Here is a 19318-nt window from a genome sequence, read left to right on the forward strand (position 1 = left end):
CAATGGCCAAAGTTTCACACAAAGCAGCCCATCAAAGACTGCCTTGTCCATCATTTATCGATGCTGATGAAGACGCCATATACTCTCTTGGTGGCCTGCCCATCGTTTTACGGAAAAACGTTACAAATGCGCTGTCATTGGTAAAACCAACTTCCTGTGCCACATAAGATAATGTTTTATTCTGCGCCAATAACTCTATTGATTTTACCAGCCTCCATTGTTGCCGCCACTGCTGGTAATTCATTCCCGTTTCGCGATGAAATATCCGAGTGATCGTTTTCTCACTAGCTCCAATATAGGTTGCAAGTATCTGCAAAGGTGGCGGCAATTGCTCAAATGATAAATTCATCAAACGCCGATCAACAGGCAACGGCAACAACGTTGGTTCTCTGCGTGCGTTACGGATCTCATCAAAAAATAACGCCAATAAATGCACTCCTCTACCCTGATGCCAGTTGGCATCGAAAGGGGATAGCGCGATAGATTCCAAAAGTGCCTGTAATAGTGCCGTGGCTTCCAACACCTCACATTGCGCTGAAATGCATCCAGTTTCAGCAGGATTCAGATAAATGGAACGATAGCCGACTGAACCTCGCATTTCGGCCCGATGACGTGTTTTCGGAGGGATCCATGCCACTCTGGTCGGTGGCAGGATGGAAAGCTGGTTTTCCAGTGTGATCTTGATGCAACCCCGTTGGGTAAACAATAACTGCCCCATATTATGCTGATGGAAGCCGGAATCATGTTGCCCCATTTCCGCCGCGATCCCTATTACTGGGGTATTAAAACTGTCTGGATCAAAATGATCACTTTGCTGCAACCATGCCATACCAATTCCATCCAATCAATGTCCGATAATATAAATAAACTGTCTTTATTATCATAAATGGACATTCGGCAAAATGCTAACCTCCCAGCCATGAATACTTAATCCTCAGAAGAAAAGATATGCAAAACAAACCATCGCTTTGGCTTGCCATTGCTTTATTGATGTTCCCGCAGGTAGTGGAAACCATTTACAGCCCTGCATTAACCAATATCGCAGGTGGATTTTCTGTCAGTTCAGAACAAGCGGCCCAAACCTTATCACTCTACTTTTTTGCCTTTGCTTTCGGTGTTGTCGTATGGGGGCGCATGTGTGATGTCATTGGCAGGCGTCCGGCTATCATCACAGGTTTATCACTCTATGGAGCAGCTTCCCTGCTGGCACTGTGGACACAGCAATTCTGGCTACTGCTTGTTGCCAGAGGACTGTCTGCTTTCGGGGCCGCCGTAGGTTCCATCGGCACGCAAACTATTATGCGCGATACCTATAAAGGAGAAGAATTGGTACGTGTTTTTTCCATTATGGGCATTGCCTTGGCGGCCAGCCCTGCCCTTGGCATGCTCAGCGGTTCAGCACTGAACTATTTTGCCGGGTATAAAGGTGTATTTGCGGGCTTGTTCATGCTCGCCGTGATCCTGACGAGTTGGTCGGTTGCCCGCTTGCCTGAAACCCGTCCAATTAATGTCACAAAGGTTGCTTTATTCCACACGGCAACCATGATGCTTAAAGATATTTCAATTTGGCGAAATGCGTTGTTAATTGCCTTCTTTAATCTGTGCCTGTTCAGCTACTACCAATTAGCACCGTTTCGTTTCGAACAATTGGAATTATCTCCGGAGCTGTTTGGTTATACCGGCCTGTTACTGACTTTTGGTGTCGGATGCGGCTCGATGCTAAACAAATATCTCTTAAAACAACAATGGAGCTCCACCAAACTGGTGATCTTTGCTTCATCAATTAACCTGTTGGCTGGCATCGGCGTATACCTGCTGGAAAATAGCTTGTTATTCGTCTTTCCTATGCTCGGGGTTGTCATCGCTTATGGGCTTGCCATTCCAAATATTCTGGCTTCAGCTTTGCATCATTACACTGATCGGCTGGGCACGGCGGGTGCCTTGCTGGGGCTGTTCTATTATTTATTGCTCGGTCTTGGCTTGACGTTGGCAGGATGGAGTCAGGCTTTAGGTTGTGTACTGATCAGTTGCGGGATTGTCATGGTGCTTTTAGCCATTCGGCATAAATAAACCACATTGAGTCAATAAATCGTAAAAAGTCCCCACAGCCTTGGCCGGATACTGGGGACTGTATTTTACGAAATGATGCTATATGGATCTCACATTGCGTCAGGCAACATGGGAGCAATAACCTCAAGCAGGGTTGGGTATATCGATAAAAGTCACATCCAGACCATGATGATTACTCAACCATTCGCCGAGGGTTTTAATTCCATAACGCTCTGTTGCATGATGCCCGGCAGCAAAAAAATGCATTCCCATTTCACGGGCGACATGAATAGTCTTTTCTGATACCTCCCCCGTGACGAATGCATCAACCCCGAACTCAGCCGCTTGCTCAATGAAACTCTGACCACCACCCGTGCACCATGCCAATGTACGGATTTCAGCTGGCGCATTATCACCACAATGCAGGATTTCGCGGCCCAATGATTTCTCAATGCGCTCGGTCAATTCTGCCGGAGTAATGGGTTGATCGAAGGCACCATGAGGAAGCAGCGGTTCAATGCTCCCGATAACCTTAACCCCCATTTGGCGGGCCAATTGAATATTGTTTCCCAATGTAGGGTGGGCATCCAATGGAAGGTGATAACCATACAAATTGATATCGTTGCAAAGCAGAGTTTGCAAACGGCGGCGTTTCATGCCACGAATAACCGGCGATTCATTCTTCCAAAAATAGCCATGATGGACAATGACAGCATCTGCCTCCAGCCGAACCGCTTCGTCCAACAATGCCTGACAAGCTGTCACACCGGTGACAACCCGCTGAACATGGGGGCGGCCTTCCACTTGTAGTCCATTAGGGGCATAATCTTGAAATTCACGGACATTCAATTCCGTATTAAGCACATGTTCCAACTCAACATTGTTCATCACATTCCCCCTGTCACGTTGCTTTTTCGCCATAAAAATAAATAACTGCCATCAAGACTTTTCCCTTCATTCATGGATCAGTCTTTCCCTTGTTTACTGATGACTATAACAAAACAGGTTGGTCAACATACCGGAAAAGCAAGCATAGATCTTGATGGCAGATAAAACAAAACACCTTGCCAGAATAAACCGACAAGGTGTCCAAATGCTATACCTTAAATCAAAGGCCATAGCTTAACTCAAGGGCTGAGCCTCGGATAATGAATCTGAAATACTATGTTCAGGATGCAATATCCAAGATACAACAATCCAGGCATTCGTTCAGATTAAAGATACGAAGACAGGAATAGGAACCTGAAAAATAGAAAAGTGAAGGAACACCCCTTTAGCGATTTCGAATGCTTGCGGCTATTTCTGAAGATGCCAGCCAAACAGGCTTATCACTGGTTTTTAACCATACTTTGTGCAAGTAACTGTAAAAACGAGCACGGTCGTGACGAAACAGCATAACAGGAAGCGCAATGGCGCCCAAAGCGATAACGCCAATACGCCGCAAGAGAATCTCATGCCAAGAGTAAGAACGATATGTAGACATGGTAACCTCCTCACGGGTTAAATATGTAAGATGTACAAAATATTACCTGATAAAATGAAAACTTACTACTCATCCGACCACTTTTTTGATCTATAAACCCTCATTTTCTTCTCTATTCGTAATTTAATTACAAAACAGATACCTAAAAAGAAACAAAACAAACAAATTAAAAACAAAAAATTAACCTTATAAGGTTTGCTACACTTGCTTTAATAACAATTTTTTTAGTTACTCCCTGTTACCTTTTACACTTTTTTTATACTTTCGTGCTCTCTTTTAACAACTTCTTTGTATGGTCATTTCTATGCTGTAACTAGCTAGTTTTTAAAGAAATAAGTAAGGAGACACACCATGAATATATCCCTCACCATTGGTCTTCTTTTGGTGGTGCTGTTACTTATCTATCTGATTTATGCATTATTAAATGCGGAGGATTTCTAAATGGCAGCATCGGCTTTTTTACTGATTGCCAGCTTCCTGCTTATTCTGTTTTTATTGAGTAAGCCGCTCGGCAATCTGATAGCCAATCTGATTGAAGGGGAGCTACCCCGCTGGCTGACAAAAGCAGAATCAGGCCTGTGGCGCTGCTGTGGGCTGCAAAAGCCCGGCAGCAACATCAAGGAAATGAACTGGTGGCAATATTCTCTTGCTGTCTTGGTATTCAATGTCGCAGGATTACTGTTGCTGTTTATCCTGTTAATGAATCAGGCTCATTTACCCCTGAATCCACAACATTTTGCGGGTATGAAATGGGATCTGGCACTCAATACCGCAATAAGTTTTATCACCAATACAAACTGGCAGGCTTACAGCGGTGAAAATACCCTCAGTTACCTGAGCCAAATGGCCGGATTGACCGTGCAGAATTTTCTGTCTGCGGCAACAGGTATTGCAGTGGTTTTTGCTCTGATAAGAGCTTTTTCCCGTCAGGGTGTAAACACATTGGGAAATGCATGGATTGATATTACCCGCATCACGTTGTACTTACTGCTTCCGCTTGCCATCATTGTTGCATTATTTTTTGTCAGCCAAGGCGTTATCCAAAATTTTTCCCCTTATATCCCTATCCATACCCTTGAAGGCCAACAGCAATTGCTTCCTATGGGGCCTGTTGCCTCTCAGGAAGCCATAAAATTGTTGGGAACCAATGGCGGTGGTTTTTTTGGTGCAAACTCAGCCCACCCATTTGAAAACCCAACTTCGCTCAGTAATTTCGTACAGGTTCTGGCTATTTTCCTGATCCCCAGCGCATTGTGTTTCGCATTCGGGACAGTCGTTGGCGATAATCGTCAGGGATACGCTTTGCTCTGGGCAATGAGCATTATTTTTATCATCGCAGCAGCCGTTGTCATGTACGCCGAAACCGCAGGCAACCCCCATTTCGATATCACGAAAATCAATGGGCATTTTAATATGGAAGGAAAAGAATCCCGTTTCGGTATTCTGGCATCCTCCCTCTATAGTGTCGTTACCACAGCCGCGTCCTGTGGTGCTGTCAATTCAATGCACGACTCATTCACCCCTTTAGGAGGAATGATCCCACTTTGGTTAATACAGATCGGTGAAGTAGTTTTCGGCGGGACAGGCTCCGGGCTTTATGGCATGTTGCTGTTTGTTCTGCTGGCCGTATTTATCGCAGGATTGATGATTGGCCGGGCCCCCGAATACTTAGGCAAAAAAATCGATGTCTATGATATGAAAATGGTCGCACTGGCAATTCTGATTACGCCTTCACTTGTTTTACTGGGCACTGCATTGGCAGTTTCAACCGACGCCGGGCGCAATGCCATTGCCAACCCCGGAGCTCACGGCTTCACGGAAATACTTTATGCACTTTCATCCGCAGCCAACAACAACGGCAGTGCTTTTGCAGGCCTGAATGCCAATAGTGTCTTTTATAACGTATTGCTAGGTTCCGCCATGTTTTTGGGACGCTTTGGCGTCATCCTGCCAGTCCTTGCCATTGCAGGCTCCATGAGCAATAAAAAACGCCAGCCTATCAGCAGTGGTACTTTGCCAACCTACGGTTTTGCCTTTGTCGGGTTATTGGTTCTGGTTGTTTTGCTGATTGGTGCACTCACATTTATTCCTGCTCTGGCCCTTGGCCCCATCGCAGAACATTTACAACTTTGGCAATGAGAGTGAAAGGTCAATCATGAAAAATAAACAACAAGTATTATTTGAACCGACTTTGATTCGCCATGCTCTTATCGATTCATTTAAAAAATGCCATCCAGCTCACCAATGGCGCAATCCCGTCATGTTTGTCGTCTATCTGGGTAGTTGTCTGCTCACCCTTTTATGGTGCGGCATAGTGACGGGTAATATAACCGGCAATGCCCTGTTTACCGGTTCCATTGCCCTTTGGCTATGGTTTACCGTCCTGTTTGCCAATTTTGCAGAAGCACTGGCGGAAGGACGCAGCAAAGCTCAGGCATCCAGCCTCAAAGGGGTAAAAAAAACCAGTTGGGCAACTAAGCTGGCCTCATCCAACCGCGAATCAGCAAAAGAAAAAGTCACGTCCGATACCTTGCGCAAAGGCGATATCGTGCTGGTAGAAGCTGGGGAAATTATTCCCTGTGACGGTGAAGTGCTTGAAGGAGGTGCTTCCGTTGATGAAAGTGCCATTACTGGGGAGTCAGCGCCTGTCATCCGGGAATCCGGGGGAGATTTTTCTTCCGTCACGGGTGGTACACGGGTTTTATCAGATTGGTTGCTTATTGAATGCACCGTCAATCCGGGGGAAACCTTTCTGGACAGAATGATTTCCATGGTTGAAGGTGCCAAACGACGGAAAACCCCCAACGAAATCGCTCTCACGATTTTGCTGACTGCACTGACCATCATTTTCCTGCTCGTCTGTGTAAGCCTGCTGCCTTTCTCGCAATTCAGCGCAGAAGTCAGCCAATCCGGCAGCCCCATAACTCTTACCGTTATTGTGGCGCTGCTGGTTTGCCTCATTCCCACTACCATTGGCGGATTGCTTTCAGCCATTGGTGTTGCGGGCATGAGCCGCATGTTGGGAGCCAATGTGATAGCAACAAGCGGGCGCGCCATTGAAGCCGCTGGTGATGTGGATGTCCTGCTGCTGGATAAAACCGGAACCATCACGTTGGGCAATCGTCAGGCATCTCAATTCTTGCCCGCTCCCGGAGTCACGGAGCAGCAATTGGCTGATGCTGCCCAACTTTCTTCCCTTGCTGATGAAACCCCCGAAGGGCGCAGTATCGTGATTTTGGCAAAACAGCGTTTCAATATGCGTGAGCGCGATCTTCTGGCATTGAACGCTAAATTTGTGCCTTTTTCTGCCATTACGCGCATGAGCGGGGTCAACATAGATAACCGGACTATCCGTAAAGGCGCTGTTGATGCCATTCGCCGCCATATTGAAGCTAATCACAGCAAATTTCCGGAAATTATCGATCTCTTGGTGCAACAAGTCGCGCACAAAGGAGAAACACCCTTGGTCGTTGCAGAAAACCAGCGGGTCTTGGGTGTGGTTGCCCTGAAAGATATCGTCAAAGGCGGAATTAAAGAACGTTTCAGCGAGATGCGCAGAATGGGAATAAAAACCGTCATGATCACCGGAGATAATCATCTGACTGCGGCAGCAATTGCGGCCGAAGCAGGCGTTGATGATTTTCTGGCGGAAGCGACTCCCGAAGCAAAACTGGCCCTTATCCGCCAATACCAGTCTGAAGGCCGGCTGGTTGCCATGACGGGAGACGGGACAAATGATGCCCCTGCGTTGGCACAGGCTGATGTTGCCGTTGCCATGAATTCAGGAACACAAGCGGCAAAAGAAGCGGGAAATATGGTGGATCTCGATTCCAACCCCACGAAGTTGATTGAAGTGGTACATATCGGCAAACAGATGTTAATGACCCGCGGTTCTCTGACCACATTCAGTATTGCCAATGACATAGCCAAATATTTCGCCATCATTCCTGCCGCCTTTGCCATTACCTACCCCCAGCTCAATACCCTGAACATCATGCACCTTCATTCTCCGGAGTCTGCTGTGCTGTCTGCGGTTATTTTCAATGCGATCATCATTATTTTCCTGCTCCCACTGGCCTTAAAAGGCGTCAGTTATCGCCCGATGAACGCACTGTCGCTCTTGCGCCGGAACTTATGGATATATGGACTGGGCGGTTTGCTGGTGCCCTTTATCGGCATCAAGCTCATTGACATATTACTGACTGCCTTGTTCCTCAAATAATTTCAGATAAGGTGATGAAAATGATCTGGTTACGTTCTTCCATTATCCTGCTGATATTTCTTACTCTCATCACAGGTATTGCCTATCCGCTACTGGTCACGGGGATATCAGAAGCCCTATTTCCCCATCAGGCACAAGGTTCGCTAATCGAACAAAACGGTGAAAAAATCGGCTCCAAATTAATCGGGCAAAATTTTACCAAGAGCATCTACTTTCATGGCCGCCCTTCCATGACGGCAGAAAGCCCTTATAACCCCCTATCATCCGGGGGCAGCAATCTCGCAACAACCAATCCTGCGTTACTCAACAAACTGCACAAAGAGATTGTTTGGGAACGTCTTTTCAATTATCCAGAAAATCGTCCGATCCCCATCGATCTCGTCACGGCATCGGGCAGTGGCCTTGATCCCCACATCTCACCGCAGGCTGCTGAATTTCAGGCACGGCGTGTGGCGGCCATCCGTCATATCCCGCTGGAAACCGTCAATGCATTAATTCAGAAACACACTGAATATCCTTTGCTGGAATATCTGGGGGAACCCGTGGTAAATGTATTGGAACTTAATCTTGCTCTGGATAATCTGAACCCAAAAGGCAGATAAAATATGGATCAACTTGAACCACAACGGCCCGATCCGGATGATTTGCTGGCACTGGCGAATGAAAAACCGCGCGGCAAGCTCAAAATATTTTTCGGGGCTTGTGCGGGAGTGGGCAAAACCTATGCCATGCTACAGGAAGCACAACGCTTGCTGGCACAGGGGCTGGATGTGGTTATCGGCGTGGTTGAAACCCACGAGAGGCAAGAAACTGCGGCATTGCTGAAGGGCTTGCCGCGATTGCCGCCAAAGCACTTTCGTTACCACAAGCGCAGGATAACGGCATTTGACATTGATGCCGCCCTGGCCCGCCATCCGGCCATCATTTTGATGGACGAGCTGGCATTCAGCAATCCACAAAAAAGCCGCCATCCCAAACGCTGGCAAGATGTGGAGGAATTACTGGAAGCGGGTATTGATGTCCTGACCACCATCAATGTACAGCATCTGGAAAGCCTGAACGATGTGGTTGGAGCGATCACGGGGATCCGTGTCCGGGAGACTATTCCTGATCATATATTTGATCAGGCTGATGATGTTGTTCTGGTTGATCTTCCGCCGGATGATCTTCGCCAGCGGCTTAATGAAGGCAAGGTTTACATCCCTGGTCAGGCCGAGCGCGCCATCGAGCATTTTTTCCGTAAAGGCAACCTGATTGCTTTGCGCGAACTTGCTTTGCGCCGCACGGCTGACCGCGTAGATGATCAAATGCGGGCCTTTCGTGACACCAGGGGAAAAGAACCTGTGTGGCATACGCGGGATAATTTACTGTTATGCATCGGCGATAATGCAGGAAACGAAAAACTGGTTCGAACAGCAGCGCGCCTTGCGGCAAAACTGGATTGTGTCTGGCATGCCGTTTATGTTGAAACCCCTAAATTACACCGATTGCCGGAAGGCAAACGGCGAACCATTCTGAAAGCACTAAAATTGGCACAAGATCTGGGTGCGGAAACCGCAACGCTTTCCGACTCCCATGAAGAAAAAGCCATCTTGCGTTACGCAAGAGAGCATAACTTGGGCAAAATCCTTATTGGCCGTTATTACGGATCACATTCAACTTTTTTTAACTATAAATGGCGTCCCGATTTCTCTGAGCGTCTGGGAAAACTCGGCCCTGATCTGGATTTGGTCATTGTTGCACTGGAGGACAAAAAACGCGGAAACAATGGACATAAGGAGCCGAAAGATAATCGCCTATTCAATGAAAAATGGCGGTTCCAAGTTCAGGGTTTTATCATGGCAATCATGCTTTGTATCCTGACTACCTTTTTTTCCCGCACATTTTTACTCACCCTTGATAAAGCCAATTTAGTCACACTTTACCTGCTGGGCGTTGTTGTCATTGCCCTGTTTTATGGGCGGTGGCCTTCCGTTTTTGCCGCTTTTATCAATGTCATCAGTTTTGATATCTTTTTTGTCCAACCGCACTGGTCACTTGCAGTTACCGATATGCAATACCTGCTCACCTTTACTGTTATGCTGATTGTGGGCGTTGTCGTGGGTAACCTGACCGCAGGAATTCGCTATCAAGCCAGAATTGCCCGTTATCGAGAACAAAGAACACGGCACTTATATGAAATTACCCGCGAATTGAGCAAAGCCCTCAACGAAGATGACGTTGCCCGAATCAGCTATCATTTTCTGTCCAACTGCTTTCAGGCCAAAACGGGATTATTGCTGCTAAACAGCGATCATCACTTGTATCAGGTGAGATCCAATAACGGTGGGCAAATGCATATTGATGAAGCGATCGCCAAATGGTGCTTCGATAAAAAACAGCCTGCCGGAGCCGGTACAGATACATTACCGGGCGTGCCTTACCAATTGCAACCCATTGCCACGCCTTCCCAGATCTTTGCTGTTCTGGCAATAGAATCCTCTAACCTGCGCCAATTATTGGTGCCGGAACAACAGCGATTACTGCAAACCTTCACAGGGCTTATTGCCAACGCGCTGGAGCGCTTGCACCTTGCCCGCAGCGCAGAATCCGCCAAATTGGAGGCAGAACGGGAACAACTACGCAACTCGTTGCTGGCTGCGCTATCCCACGACTTACGAACCCCGCTGACCGTCTTGTTCGGACAGGCAGAAATACTGATGCTGAATCTGTCTGCCGAAAACTCACCCCATGCGAAACAGGTTAACCAAATTCGCCAACAGATCCTCAGCACATCACGCTTGGTCAATAACTTGCTGGATATGGCACGTATTCAGTCGGGTGGTATTCAGCTCAATATTGAGTGGCATTCATTGGATGAAATAGTTGGCAGTGCCTTACGTTCACTGGAATATACTCTCAGCCGTTACAACGTAGAGCTTTCCTTGCCGGCCAATTTATTCTTGCATTGCGATGGTACCTTGTTGGAACGCGTTTTCATTAACTTGCTGGAAAATGCCATCAAATATACCCATGAACAAACACCATTGGGTATACAAGCCACTATTGAGCACGAAACGAATCAAAAACAGATACACGTTGAAATCTGGGATGCGGGAACCGGAATACCACAAGGGCAGGAACAATTCATTTTTGACAAATTCTCACGCTCCAGCAAAGAGTCGGCTGTACCCGGAGTCGGATTGGGTTTAGCCATTTGCCGGGCGATTATTGAAATTCACGGTGGCAAGATATGGGCAACTAACAATAAAAAAGGTGGAGCCAGCTTTCACTTTGTTTTACCGTTGGCAGACCCTCCAAAAATTGAAAATATTGCCGAGGACATGTGAACACGACTAAAAGCAGCACAAACAAAAATAGTACAGTTTTAATCATTGAAGATGAAAAAGAGATCCGGCGTTTTGTACGATTGGCGTTGGAGAGTGAGAATTGGCGGGTGTTTGAATGTGAAACATTAAAACGAGGTTTAATTGAAGCTGCCACTCGCAGACCGGATTTACTGATCCTTGATTTAGGGCTGCCTGATGGAAATGGCATCGAACTGATTCAAGATATACGCCAATGGAGTGATATCCCAATCATTGTACTTTCAGCCCGTGACAGCGAACAAGATAAAGTCACGGCGCTGGATTTGGGTGCAGACGATTACCTGAGCAAACCTTTTGGCATCAATGAATTGTTGGCAAGAGTACGCGTTGCCCTACGCCACTCCTCTAAAACCAGCCAACCTGCTCCCATTATTCATTTTGCGGATATTCAGGTTGATTTAATCAACCGCCGAGTTTTAAAAGGGGAAACGGAACTTCACTTGACCCCGATTGAATATCGTTTACTGACTGAGTTGCTGGCCAACAGTGGCAAGGTACTAACACAACGTTATTTACTCAACCATGTTTGGGGGCCACATTACATTGAACACAATCACTATCTGAGAATTTATATGGGGCACCTTCGACAAAAACTGGAAGCTGATCCTGCCCGTCCCAAATATCTCCTGACTGAAACAGGGGTTGGCTATCGGTTTATGCCTGATTAACCGCCTATACCAATTAGCGGCGGTGATGGACAGGAAGCCCTCTTCCTCGGCTCCCTTCCTGTGGTAAAACTAATATGGCTGCCGACCAGGCTGGCATGATAACTTCACCATTTTCCATTATACGTACCCCCGCGGCCAAAGAAGATTCACCCAATTCACGCTGGATGTCATTCAATCTCAGCCCCTGTGCATTAAGATCTTTAACAGGTGTCGACCACGGTGCCGCATTGATTATCACCACCAAGCCATCAAATCGCCAATCACGATCTGCAGAAGTTGTGTTTCCGTCATCAATGGTCATTACCAATAGCCCGATTTGCTGACGTGGGCCAACATTCATAAAATCGACACGTTGTTTAACTGCAGCGCCATCTCCTAGAGACATTAACGGAGAAAATTGCCGTAGCTGCAATAGCTCCTGATAAAAGGCCATCATTTGTGATAATTCATCGCGGCCAGGCTTTTTCACCTGATTTTTCACCCGATTAATCAACGGATAATTCACGCCATCATTACCATATTCAGGCAGACCCACATCATAGTTATTATCGCGGTAATCATAGCTAACACGATTAAACCAATCACCTGCATTGTAAGAATCACGGGTAAATGACTTTGAGCGTAATAATTCTGAACCCTGTTGATCAAAAGCCAAACCTTGCCCAAGAAAGACTGGCGCAAGCGAAATTGCCTGCATGCGCACTCTGACCCCCAAATCTGCCTGAGAGGCAGCTTTATAGCTGATAATGTCCCACAATGTTTGGTTATCGTGTTTGGATACGTAATTCAATACTTCCGTGGGATTAACAGCATAGCCCGCCGCTACACCTTTATAATCGATCTCTTGGCCTGTTTTTGTTTCACCATCTTTATTGACCATAGTGAAGTCAGCTAAATTGCCAGCCATACCAAGACGCACGAGATCCAGTAAATGACGCACTTCATCAGCATTTAAGCGAGCAATTTCATTGGGCATTGTTCCTGCACCATTGCCGATGCCTTGATTGATGCGAATACTATCAGCAAAATCAAATGGCCCGCCGCCACGCACGGCATCCCGTAATCTGTCAGAAAAAGTGCCGATGCCTGTTCCGCTGAGATTCACTTGCGAAGCACTTTCAAACCGATCATCCTGACCGGAGTTCCACCCTTCACCGAAAAAGTAGACGGATGGATTAACTTCACGCACTTTTGCCAGTGCAGACAAGATCTGAGCTTTTGGGTGATACCCCATTAAATCAAACCTGAATGCATCTATTTTGTAATCTTTAGCCCACGTCACCAATGAATCTGCAATTAATTTAGCAAACATGCGGTGTTCCGGCGCGGTATCAGAACAACAAGTATGATTTTCAACTTGGCCCGTTACCTCATCCAGCCGGTGATAATACCAAGGCACTATCTTATCCAAGACCGACGTTCGAGATGTCGGGCCGGCAGCATCAGTATGGTTATAAACCACATCCATAATCACATTCATGCCCAGTTGCTGCTTGATGGCCTGTATCATGGCGCGAAATTCTTTTATACGACCGGAACCTTCCGGATTAGTCGCATAGGAACCTTCCGGTACAGTGTAATGAAATGGATCATACCCCCAGTTATACGAGTCCGTTACTGCGACCATAGCATTAAGTTCTTGCACCTGTGGGTTATGGATATTGTCTTCACGTTGTAATTGCTGCAAAACCTGCCGTACAGTCAATGAACTATGGCAATAATCAGCAAAGCGGCTGTTTTTCACCGCAGGGTTAATTTGGCATAATCGACTGAATGAATTTTCAAGATCGGCGACCTGATGACTGAATTCATTAACCGAAGCGATATCAAAGACCGGCAACAGTTCCATATGGGTCATTCCTGCCTGACTCAGCTTTTTGAGATGTTTGAACATATCACTGTTATTGGCTGTCAGTGCCAGATACTTACCACGCCACGCTTCGGGCATTGTGCTATCTGCGACGGACAAATCGCGAATATGCGCTTCATAAATAGCCATACGTGCAATATCTGAGGGCGTATTTTGCGGATGGGGTGCCAGCAGGCTATCCCAGTTTTGGGGCTTTAATGCCTGATCATCCAGATTGATGACCTGGCTATATTCCGAATTTGTGGACAGACTATGAGAGTAAGGATCGGTTACTTCATAGCGTTCTACATTCCGGGTGTAGGGGTGATACACCGTCAAAGCATAGCGATAATAAGCCCCCACTAAAGCCGCATCCCCCTGCCATGACCAAGAACCACTCTTTGCATCACGTTCCATTATATGTTTGGCAATTTTCTGTTTATCCTGATCATAGATAATCAAAGCCACTTCTTGCGTAGTCGGTGCCCAAAGGCGGAAAAAAACGCCGTTGCCGTTTAGTTTAGCCCCATATTCCAATGTTTCGGCAGCATCAGCGAAACGATCATCCAATACGCCTGCTGTTTGAACTTGAGTGGAGGATATGATTGTGCCCTGTTCATTCGCTGCCAAAACCATCAAATCCCCCGTCAGAAGCGGATCGATAACCGTTCCTTCTGGTAAACGGAATGCCGCCCATTTAGCTAAGTGAGGAAATTTTTCAGCCGTTGTTTGACTCAAGGTTGTTGGTGTAAGCGTCAGATACTTATCTGTAAAACAACCTTGATTATTCGCTTCGATTTTATTGTTTTGATTATAATACAGTCGGACAATGGCTTTACCAGCTCCCTCAGACCATAATAGAGTTTGCTTATCCACCCAGTGTGCTGACGCCTGAAAAGCCTTTGATTCTGAAATAGAAGTTTCAGTAGTACAAAAAATTTGTTCTCTTGATACCTGAGTTAAACTTTGTGCCATCACCGATTTCTCCTTTATGCTGAGCAAAGCATATTTATCTGTGCAGCCGTTCGTAAGTAATAAAATAAATATGCCGCCCGACAAAATAAGATAAATTTTTCTCCAAAAGCCGGATTTCATATACAACCCTTTCTTATATTTTTGTGCCTTTCAAGTTGCCTCTATGTTGATTGCAATTCGAAATCTAGCGAGTATAGAAAGATAACTATCCACAATAAAAAATAGTGTAATTAAAGCAGTAACTCAGAAAACAACATCCTCCTTCATGAAAAAATCCAGGGCGTAGGATAAAGGATGATCTAATATTGAGTCTCTCCATAATAAATTTAATTTATGTTTATCAAAATGAAATTCATCGATTAAAAATAAGAAAAAAAATCAGCCAATTATTTTTTAAATAAAACATCAACAAAAACAGATTAAATATCCAGTTAAGAATAAAAAAAACCATACTTAAAGCACAATAATAAATAAGCACCATCAGGGGTTAATATGAAAAATAAAGAATTCTATAATGGCACCAATTTCGAAATACAAATCACATTAAAAGAAAAAGAACATAGCGAGGTTCATATACAAGAAGCTCCCCCTTATACATTTAGTTCATTTAATTATCAGGGAGATATATTTCATCTAGACTATATAGAAATATTTGCGAATACACCTAATTTTCTCATTAGGCAGACTTTTACCTCAAAGAAAAATGATAGTGAGTTAGATGGTTTTTTCTATACCTACAATAATTTTTTAATATTTTTTGATACGTTAAGTTATGCAATGATGCTAGTTCCCACAAAAGGTGAAGCAGGGGATAAATTACCTCTGAAATCAGCACATAAGGGAGAAGGAGAATAAAAATGCCTTGGGTAAATAAGTATATAGAAAACAAAACGGAATATGCCATGTTTGTGAACGTAAAAGACACAAACTCGAAAAGTTTACTGAATCAAACTCTGGCGGCAGGTGAAGTAAAAGAATTTCAATTATATTTTTCAGATAGCAAATATGACTATTGTCATATGACAAAATTATATGTAGAACTCAGTATCGACGAAGATATATTTAGTTCTCTCTTTTCAGCTTATGAAGTAGATACAGGGTTGGACGTTTATTTCAATACATATCCAAAAATCTCTGTTAATTTTGATCTTAAAAGATGCAGCTTTTCTTTAGAAGCAGGCAACCATTAAGAATGCCGACTACACATTTACCAAGCTGGAGTCATTGCTCCAGCTTGGTAAATTAAAAAATCAATTAACCCGCAGCAAACACCTGATTAACGATTTCCTGAGCCTCTTGCTCAATCTTTTCACGATGCTCCGCACCGAGGAAACTTTCACAATAAATTTTGTAGGCTTCTTCTGTACCGGATGGGCGAGCAGCAAACCAACCGTTGTCACTCATCACTTTCAAGCCACCAATAGACGCACCGTTACCAGATGCCGTCGTCAAACGGGCAGTAATTGGATCACCTGCCAGCATCTCAGCTTTAACCATTTCGGGAGACAATTTGGATAACAATGCCTTTTGCTGATGGGTTGCCGCAGCCTGAATGCGACTGTAACTTGGTGTTCCAAACCGAGAAGCCAGTTTGTCATAGCGCTGCTGTGGATTTTCACCCGTGATTGCTGTCATTTCAGCCGCTAACAGGCAAAGAATAATGCCATCTTTATCCGTTGACCACGGTGTACCATCAAAGCGCAAAAAGGATGCGCCAGCGCTCTCTTCCCCACCAAAACCCAGTTTGCCTTTATACAGCCCATCAACAAACCATTTGAAACCCACAGGCACTTCCACTAATTCGCGCCCCAAATCAGCCACTACGCGGTCGATCATCGCACTGGAAACTAGTGTCTTGCCTACCGCAATATTGTCAGGCCATTGTGGGCGGTGACGGAATAAATAATCCACGGCCGTCGCCAGATAATGGTTAGGGTTCATTAAGCCAGCCGGAGTAATAATCCCGTGGCGATCGTAGTCAGGGTCATTGGCAAAGGCCAAATCAAATTTTTCACGCAACTCCAGCAAACCCGCCATGGCCCAGCGAGATGAGCAATCCATGCGGATAACACCGTCATGATCCAGAGTCATAAAGCGGAAAGTCTGATCGACTTTATCATTCACCAGTGTCAGGTCAAGGTTGTAATATTCACCAATCCGCTGCCAATAAGCGATGCCTGAACCCCCCAATGGATCAATGCCAATTTTTAGCCCCGCATTCTGGATAGCAGCCATGTCCACCACTTCGCCCAAAGCAGTAACATAAGGGTCAACTAAATCCTGCTGATGCAAATATTCGCTTTTTAATGCCTGTTCATAAGGCTGACGCTTGATCCCTTTGAGATTATCTGCCAGTAATTCGTTGGCCCGTCGCTCTATGACCGCCGTCAGATCAGTATCGGCCGGCCCGCCATTAGGTGGATTATATTTAATGCCACCGTCTTCTGGCGGGTTATGAGAAGGCGTAATCACAATACCATCTGCCAGATTTTTTCCCTGGCGGTTGTAACACAAAATAGCGTGGGAAACGGCAGGAGTTGGCGTAAACCCATTGTTTTCCTGCACAATCACATCCACTCCATTCGCCGTTAATACTTCCAATACAGAAATAAAGGCGGCTTCTGAAAGTGCGTGAGTATCTTTAGCCACATAACATGGCCCGGAAATCCCTTCCTGTGAGCGTACTTCGACAATCGCTTGCGTAATAGCCAGAATGTGTGCTTCGTTAAAGCTATTGCGACCGGAGCTGCCACGATGACCAGAAGTGCCGAATTTGACTTTATGTGCTGGATTTTCTGGATGTGGTTGCAGCGCATAATATTGGGAGGTGAGCTGGGCAACATTGATTAAATCATGCTGCTGGGCAAGCTGCCCTGCTCTTGGATGAATTGCCACTTTATTTCTCCTGAGAGACTGCACTGGATGATTTTCCAGTGCATTATAAATAGGTTCAGCGGATTACAGTAGCTAGGTGATCAACTCACTAAACCGAAAAACGGTGAATCAAGTAAATCAAATAGTGCCACACACTTTTTCAATCAGATTTGCCGGAAACTGCATATCCTGCATCACATGCTCGATCATGCTGCGTTTACGGTCAGTATTGGTATTGGTGATAACCCAGAAAGGTGTGCCGGGAATGTGACGAGGTTTGGTCTGCTTGCCGTTGGCCAGCAGTGTATGCTCATCACCCGCAAAATAGGTACGGGTACGGCCATGCATCGCTTCAGTTGTTTTAGAAAAACTCTCGCTGTTCAGGCTGTACAGCGTGGACAGGATCAACATAAAGCGTTCAACAGATTTTTTCTTTTCCGCATACTCATCAGAAAGGAGCAATTCACGAATGACGCGGACAGAATCGCGGGGACGCGGCGCGGTCGGAGCTTTAACAACTGGTTCAGGATCGTTGGCAGGCGGTGTAATTTGTACTGGCTGCCCGGCGTCCAATTTCAAGATGCGCCGTAAAATATCAGATGCACTTTCACCGATATGCAGGGTTTGGCTTGCAATAAAGCGGTAAAGTTCTTCATCAACTTCTATCGTTTTCATTTCTATCCAGTACTGTTCTTAATGAAAAAATTATTCCGGGATTATAAGATATAATGCCACAAAACAAAACAATTAAACTTTCAATAACTTAAAGTGATTCTTTTTAAAATAGTTAATTTTAAAAAAAGCGTCTTTCCTCTAAAATAAATCAAGCAGTTACAACTTCCTCACCCCGGTAGATTTGTCACTGTTTGCGTGACATGATATTAAATATCTCAATATTAAACATAGTCTAAACCGTATTAAATTCAGGCAAATCATGAAATCAAACAGTCAGTTAAATTATCACTTTCACACACCGGATAATCCCCGCTCATCGACTCCCATTGTTCTGATTCATGGTCTTTTTGGGGATTTGAATAATCTTGGGATATTAGCCCGTGATTTACAGCAACATTATCCAGTGATTCAAATTGATGTACGCAATCACGGTATTTCACCAAGAATGGAAAACATGGATTACCGCGATATGGCCCAGGATGTTTTGACCCTCCTTGATGAACTGAATGTGCCAAAAGCCACGTTCATCGGGCATTCAATGGGCGGAAAAATTGCCATGACCATGACCGCCGTTGCCCCGGCCCGTATCGATAAAATTGTGGTTATTGATATCGCTCCCGTTGCTTATTCAGTTCGTCGCCACGACAGTATCTTTGCTGCGTTGAATAAAGTCACAGAAGCAGGTGTACAAAGCCGGAAAGAAGCAACAGATATTATGTTGCAAGATATTCAGGAAGATGGTGTCATTCCGTTCTTGCTAAAATCATTCCGTCAGGGAGAATGGAAATTCAATTTGCCGGTTTTGCAAAAAGAGTACGAAAAAATTATCGGTTGGGAACGTATTCCCGCATGGTCACAACCAGCTCTGTTTATCCGTGGCGGGAATTCTAATTACGTTACGGAAGAATATCGGGAAGATATTATCAGCCAATTCCCGAAAGCGACAGCATGGGTTGTAGCCGGTTGCGGGCATTGGGTTCATGCAGAAAAACCAGAAGCGGTACTCAGGGCAATTCATCGTTTTTTAGGAACTGAAGAATAAGAAAAAATAAGAGAAATAAATATATCAACCCACTCAATACAGGTTATAAATAATGGGTGGGTTGTAAAAATGGATGGCGTGTAAATAATGGAACCAAAATAAAAATAGTTATA

Annotated in this window: 16 protein-coding genes; 10 read left to right on the forward strand and 6 right to left on the reverse strand. The window is 45.2% G+C overall.

The window, feature by feature from the left end; genetic code table 11:
- Positions 1-31 precede the first annotated feature (31 nt).
- Complete coding sequence (locus FE392_RS10500; protein ID WP_319930171.1) at positions 32-829, reverse strand: AraC family transcriptional regulator; 798 nt, start codon at positions 827-829, stop codon at positions 32-34.
- A gap of 119 nt (positions 830-948) precedes the next feature.
- Here FE392_RS10500 and FE392_RS10505 point away from each other — a divergent pair, with 119 nt between their 5' ends.
- Positions 949-2070, forward strand: a complete 1122-nt coding sequence (locus FE392_RS10505; protein WP_319930172.1) for an MFS transporter — start codon at positions 949-951, stop codon at positions 2068-2070.
- 123 nt (positions 2071-2193) lie between these two features.
- On the opposite strand, the gene FE392_RS10510 is transcribed toward FE392_RS10505, so the two are convergent.
- Together FE392_RS10510 and FE392_RS10515 are read right to left on the reverse strand one after the other, a co-directional pair.
- Positions 2194-2937 carry a type 2 GTP cyclohydrolase I gene (locus FE392_RS10510; RefSeq protein WP_319930173.1) on the reverse strand — a complete coding sequence of 248 codons (744 nt, stop codon included), beginning with the start codon at positions 2935-2937 and terminating at the stop codon, positions 2194-2196.
- A 385-nt stretch (positions 2938-3322) separates the two neighbouring features.
- Complete coding sequence (locus FE392_RS10515; RefSeq protein WP_319930174.1) at positions 3323-3532, reverse strand: YbfA family protein; 210 nt, start codon at positions 3530-3532, stop codon at positions 3323-3325.
- A gap of 351 nt (positions 3533-3883) precedes the next feature.
- Here FE392_RS10515 and kdpF point away from each other — a divergent pair, with 351 nt between their 5' ends.
- The 6 genes from kdpF to kdpE are packed head-to-tail and all read left to right on the forward strand — an operon-like array spanning position 3884 to position 11790.
- Positions 3884-3973 (forward strand): K(+)-transporting ATPase subunit F, encoded by a 90-nt coding sequence (kdpF, locus tag FE392_RS10520; protein WP_092507274.1) that lies wholly within the window; start codon positions 3884-3886, stop codon positions 3971-3973.
- On the forward strand, positions 3974-5671 hold the full coding sequence (kdpA, locus tag FE392_RS10525; RefSeq protein WP_319930175.1) for a potassium-transporting ATPase subunit KdpA: 1698 nt from the start codon (positions 3974-3976) through the stop codon (positions 5669-5671).
- Positions 5672-5687: 16 nt separating this feature from the next.
- Positions 5688-7754 (forward strand): potassium-transporting ATPase subunit KdpB, encoded by a 2067-nt coding sequence (gene kdpB, locus FE392_RS10530; RefSeq protein ID WP_319930176.1) that lies wholly within the window; start codon positions 5688-5690, stop codon positions 7752-7754.
- Between the two features lie 20 nt (positions 7755-7774).
- Entirely contained in the window at positions 7775-8356 is a 582-nt protein-coding gene (kdpC, locus tag FE392_RS10535; RefSeq protein ID WP_319930177.1) for a potassium-transporting ATPase subunit KdpC, read from the forward strand.
- A 3-nt stretch (positions 8357-8359) separates the two neighbouring features.
- A complete protein-coding gene (gene kdpD, locus FE392_RS10540; RefSeq protein ID WP_319930178.1) occupies positions 8360-11083 on the forward strand; it encodes a two-component system sensor histidine kinase KdpD in 2724 nt (907 codons plus the stop codon).
- A complete protein-coding gene (gene kdpE / locus FE392_RS10545; protein WP_319930179.1) occupies positions 11080-11790 on the forward strand; it encodes a two-component system response regulator KdpE in 711 nt (236 codons plus the stop codon). Before kdpD ends, kdpE begins: the two co-directional genes overlap by 4 nt.
- Positions 11791-11803: 13 nt before the next feature.
- On the opposite strand, the gene pulA is transcribed toward kdpE, so the two are convergent.
- Positions 11804-14614: a pullulanase-type alpha-1,6-glucosidase gene (gene pulA, locus FE392_RS10550; protein ID WP_319930180.1), complete on the reverse strand. Its 2811-nt coding sequence runs from the start codon at positions 14612-14614 to the stop codon at positions 11804-11806.
- A gap of 492 nt (positions 14615-15106) precedes the next feature.
- Here pulA and FE392_RS10555 point away from each other — a divergent pair, with 492 nt between their 5' ends.
- Together FE392_RS10555 and FE392_RS10560 are read left to right on the forward strand one after the other, a co-directional pair.
- Positions 15107-15469 carry a hypothetical protein gene (locus FE392_RS10555; protein WP_319930181.1) on the forward strand — a complete coding sequence of 121 codons (363 nt, stop codon included), beginning with the start codon at positions 15107-15109 and terminating at the stop codon, positions 15467-15469.
- A gap of 2 nt (positions 15470-15471) precedes the next feature.
- Positions 15472-15804, forward strand: a complete 333-nt coding sequence (locus FE392_RS10560) for a hypothetical protein (RefSeq protein ID WP_319930182.1) — start codon at positions 15472-15474, stop codon at positions 15802-15804.
- Between the two features lie 64 nt (positions 15805-15868).
- Here the strand turns inward: FE392_RS10560 and pgm are convergent, their stop codons facing one another.
- Positions 15869-17509, reverse strand: a complete 1641-nt coding sequence (pgm, locus tag FE392_RS10565) for a phosphoglucomutase (alpha-D-glucose-1,6-bisphosphate-dependent) (RefSeq protein ID WP_319930183.1) — start codon at positions 17507-17509, stop codon at positions 15869-15871.
- A 117-nt stretch (positions 17510-17626) separates the two neighbouring features.
- Positions 17627-18163, reverse strand: a complete 537-nt coding sequence (gene seqA, locus FE392_RS10570; RefSeq protein WP_319930184.1) for a replication initiation negative regulator SeqA — start codon at positions 18161-18163, stop codon at positions 17627-17629.
- Positions 18164-18422: 259 nt separating this feature from the next.
- Between seqA and ybfF the strand changes: the two genes are divergently transcribed.
- The gene (gene ybfF / locus FE392_RS10575; protein WP_319930185.1) at positions 18423-19205 is read left to right on the forward strand and encodes an esterase; all 783 of its coding nucleotides are present in this window, start codon (positions 18423-18425) and stop codon (positions 19203-19205) included.
- Positions 19206-19318 lie beyond the last annotated feature (113 nt).

It is taken from the genome of Xenorhabdus santafensis (assembly GCF_033949405.1).
GTDB classification, from domain to species: Bacteria; Pseudomonadota; Gammaproteobacteria; order Enterobacterales; family Enterobacteriaceae; genus Xenorhabdus; species Xenorhabdus santafensis.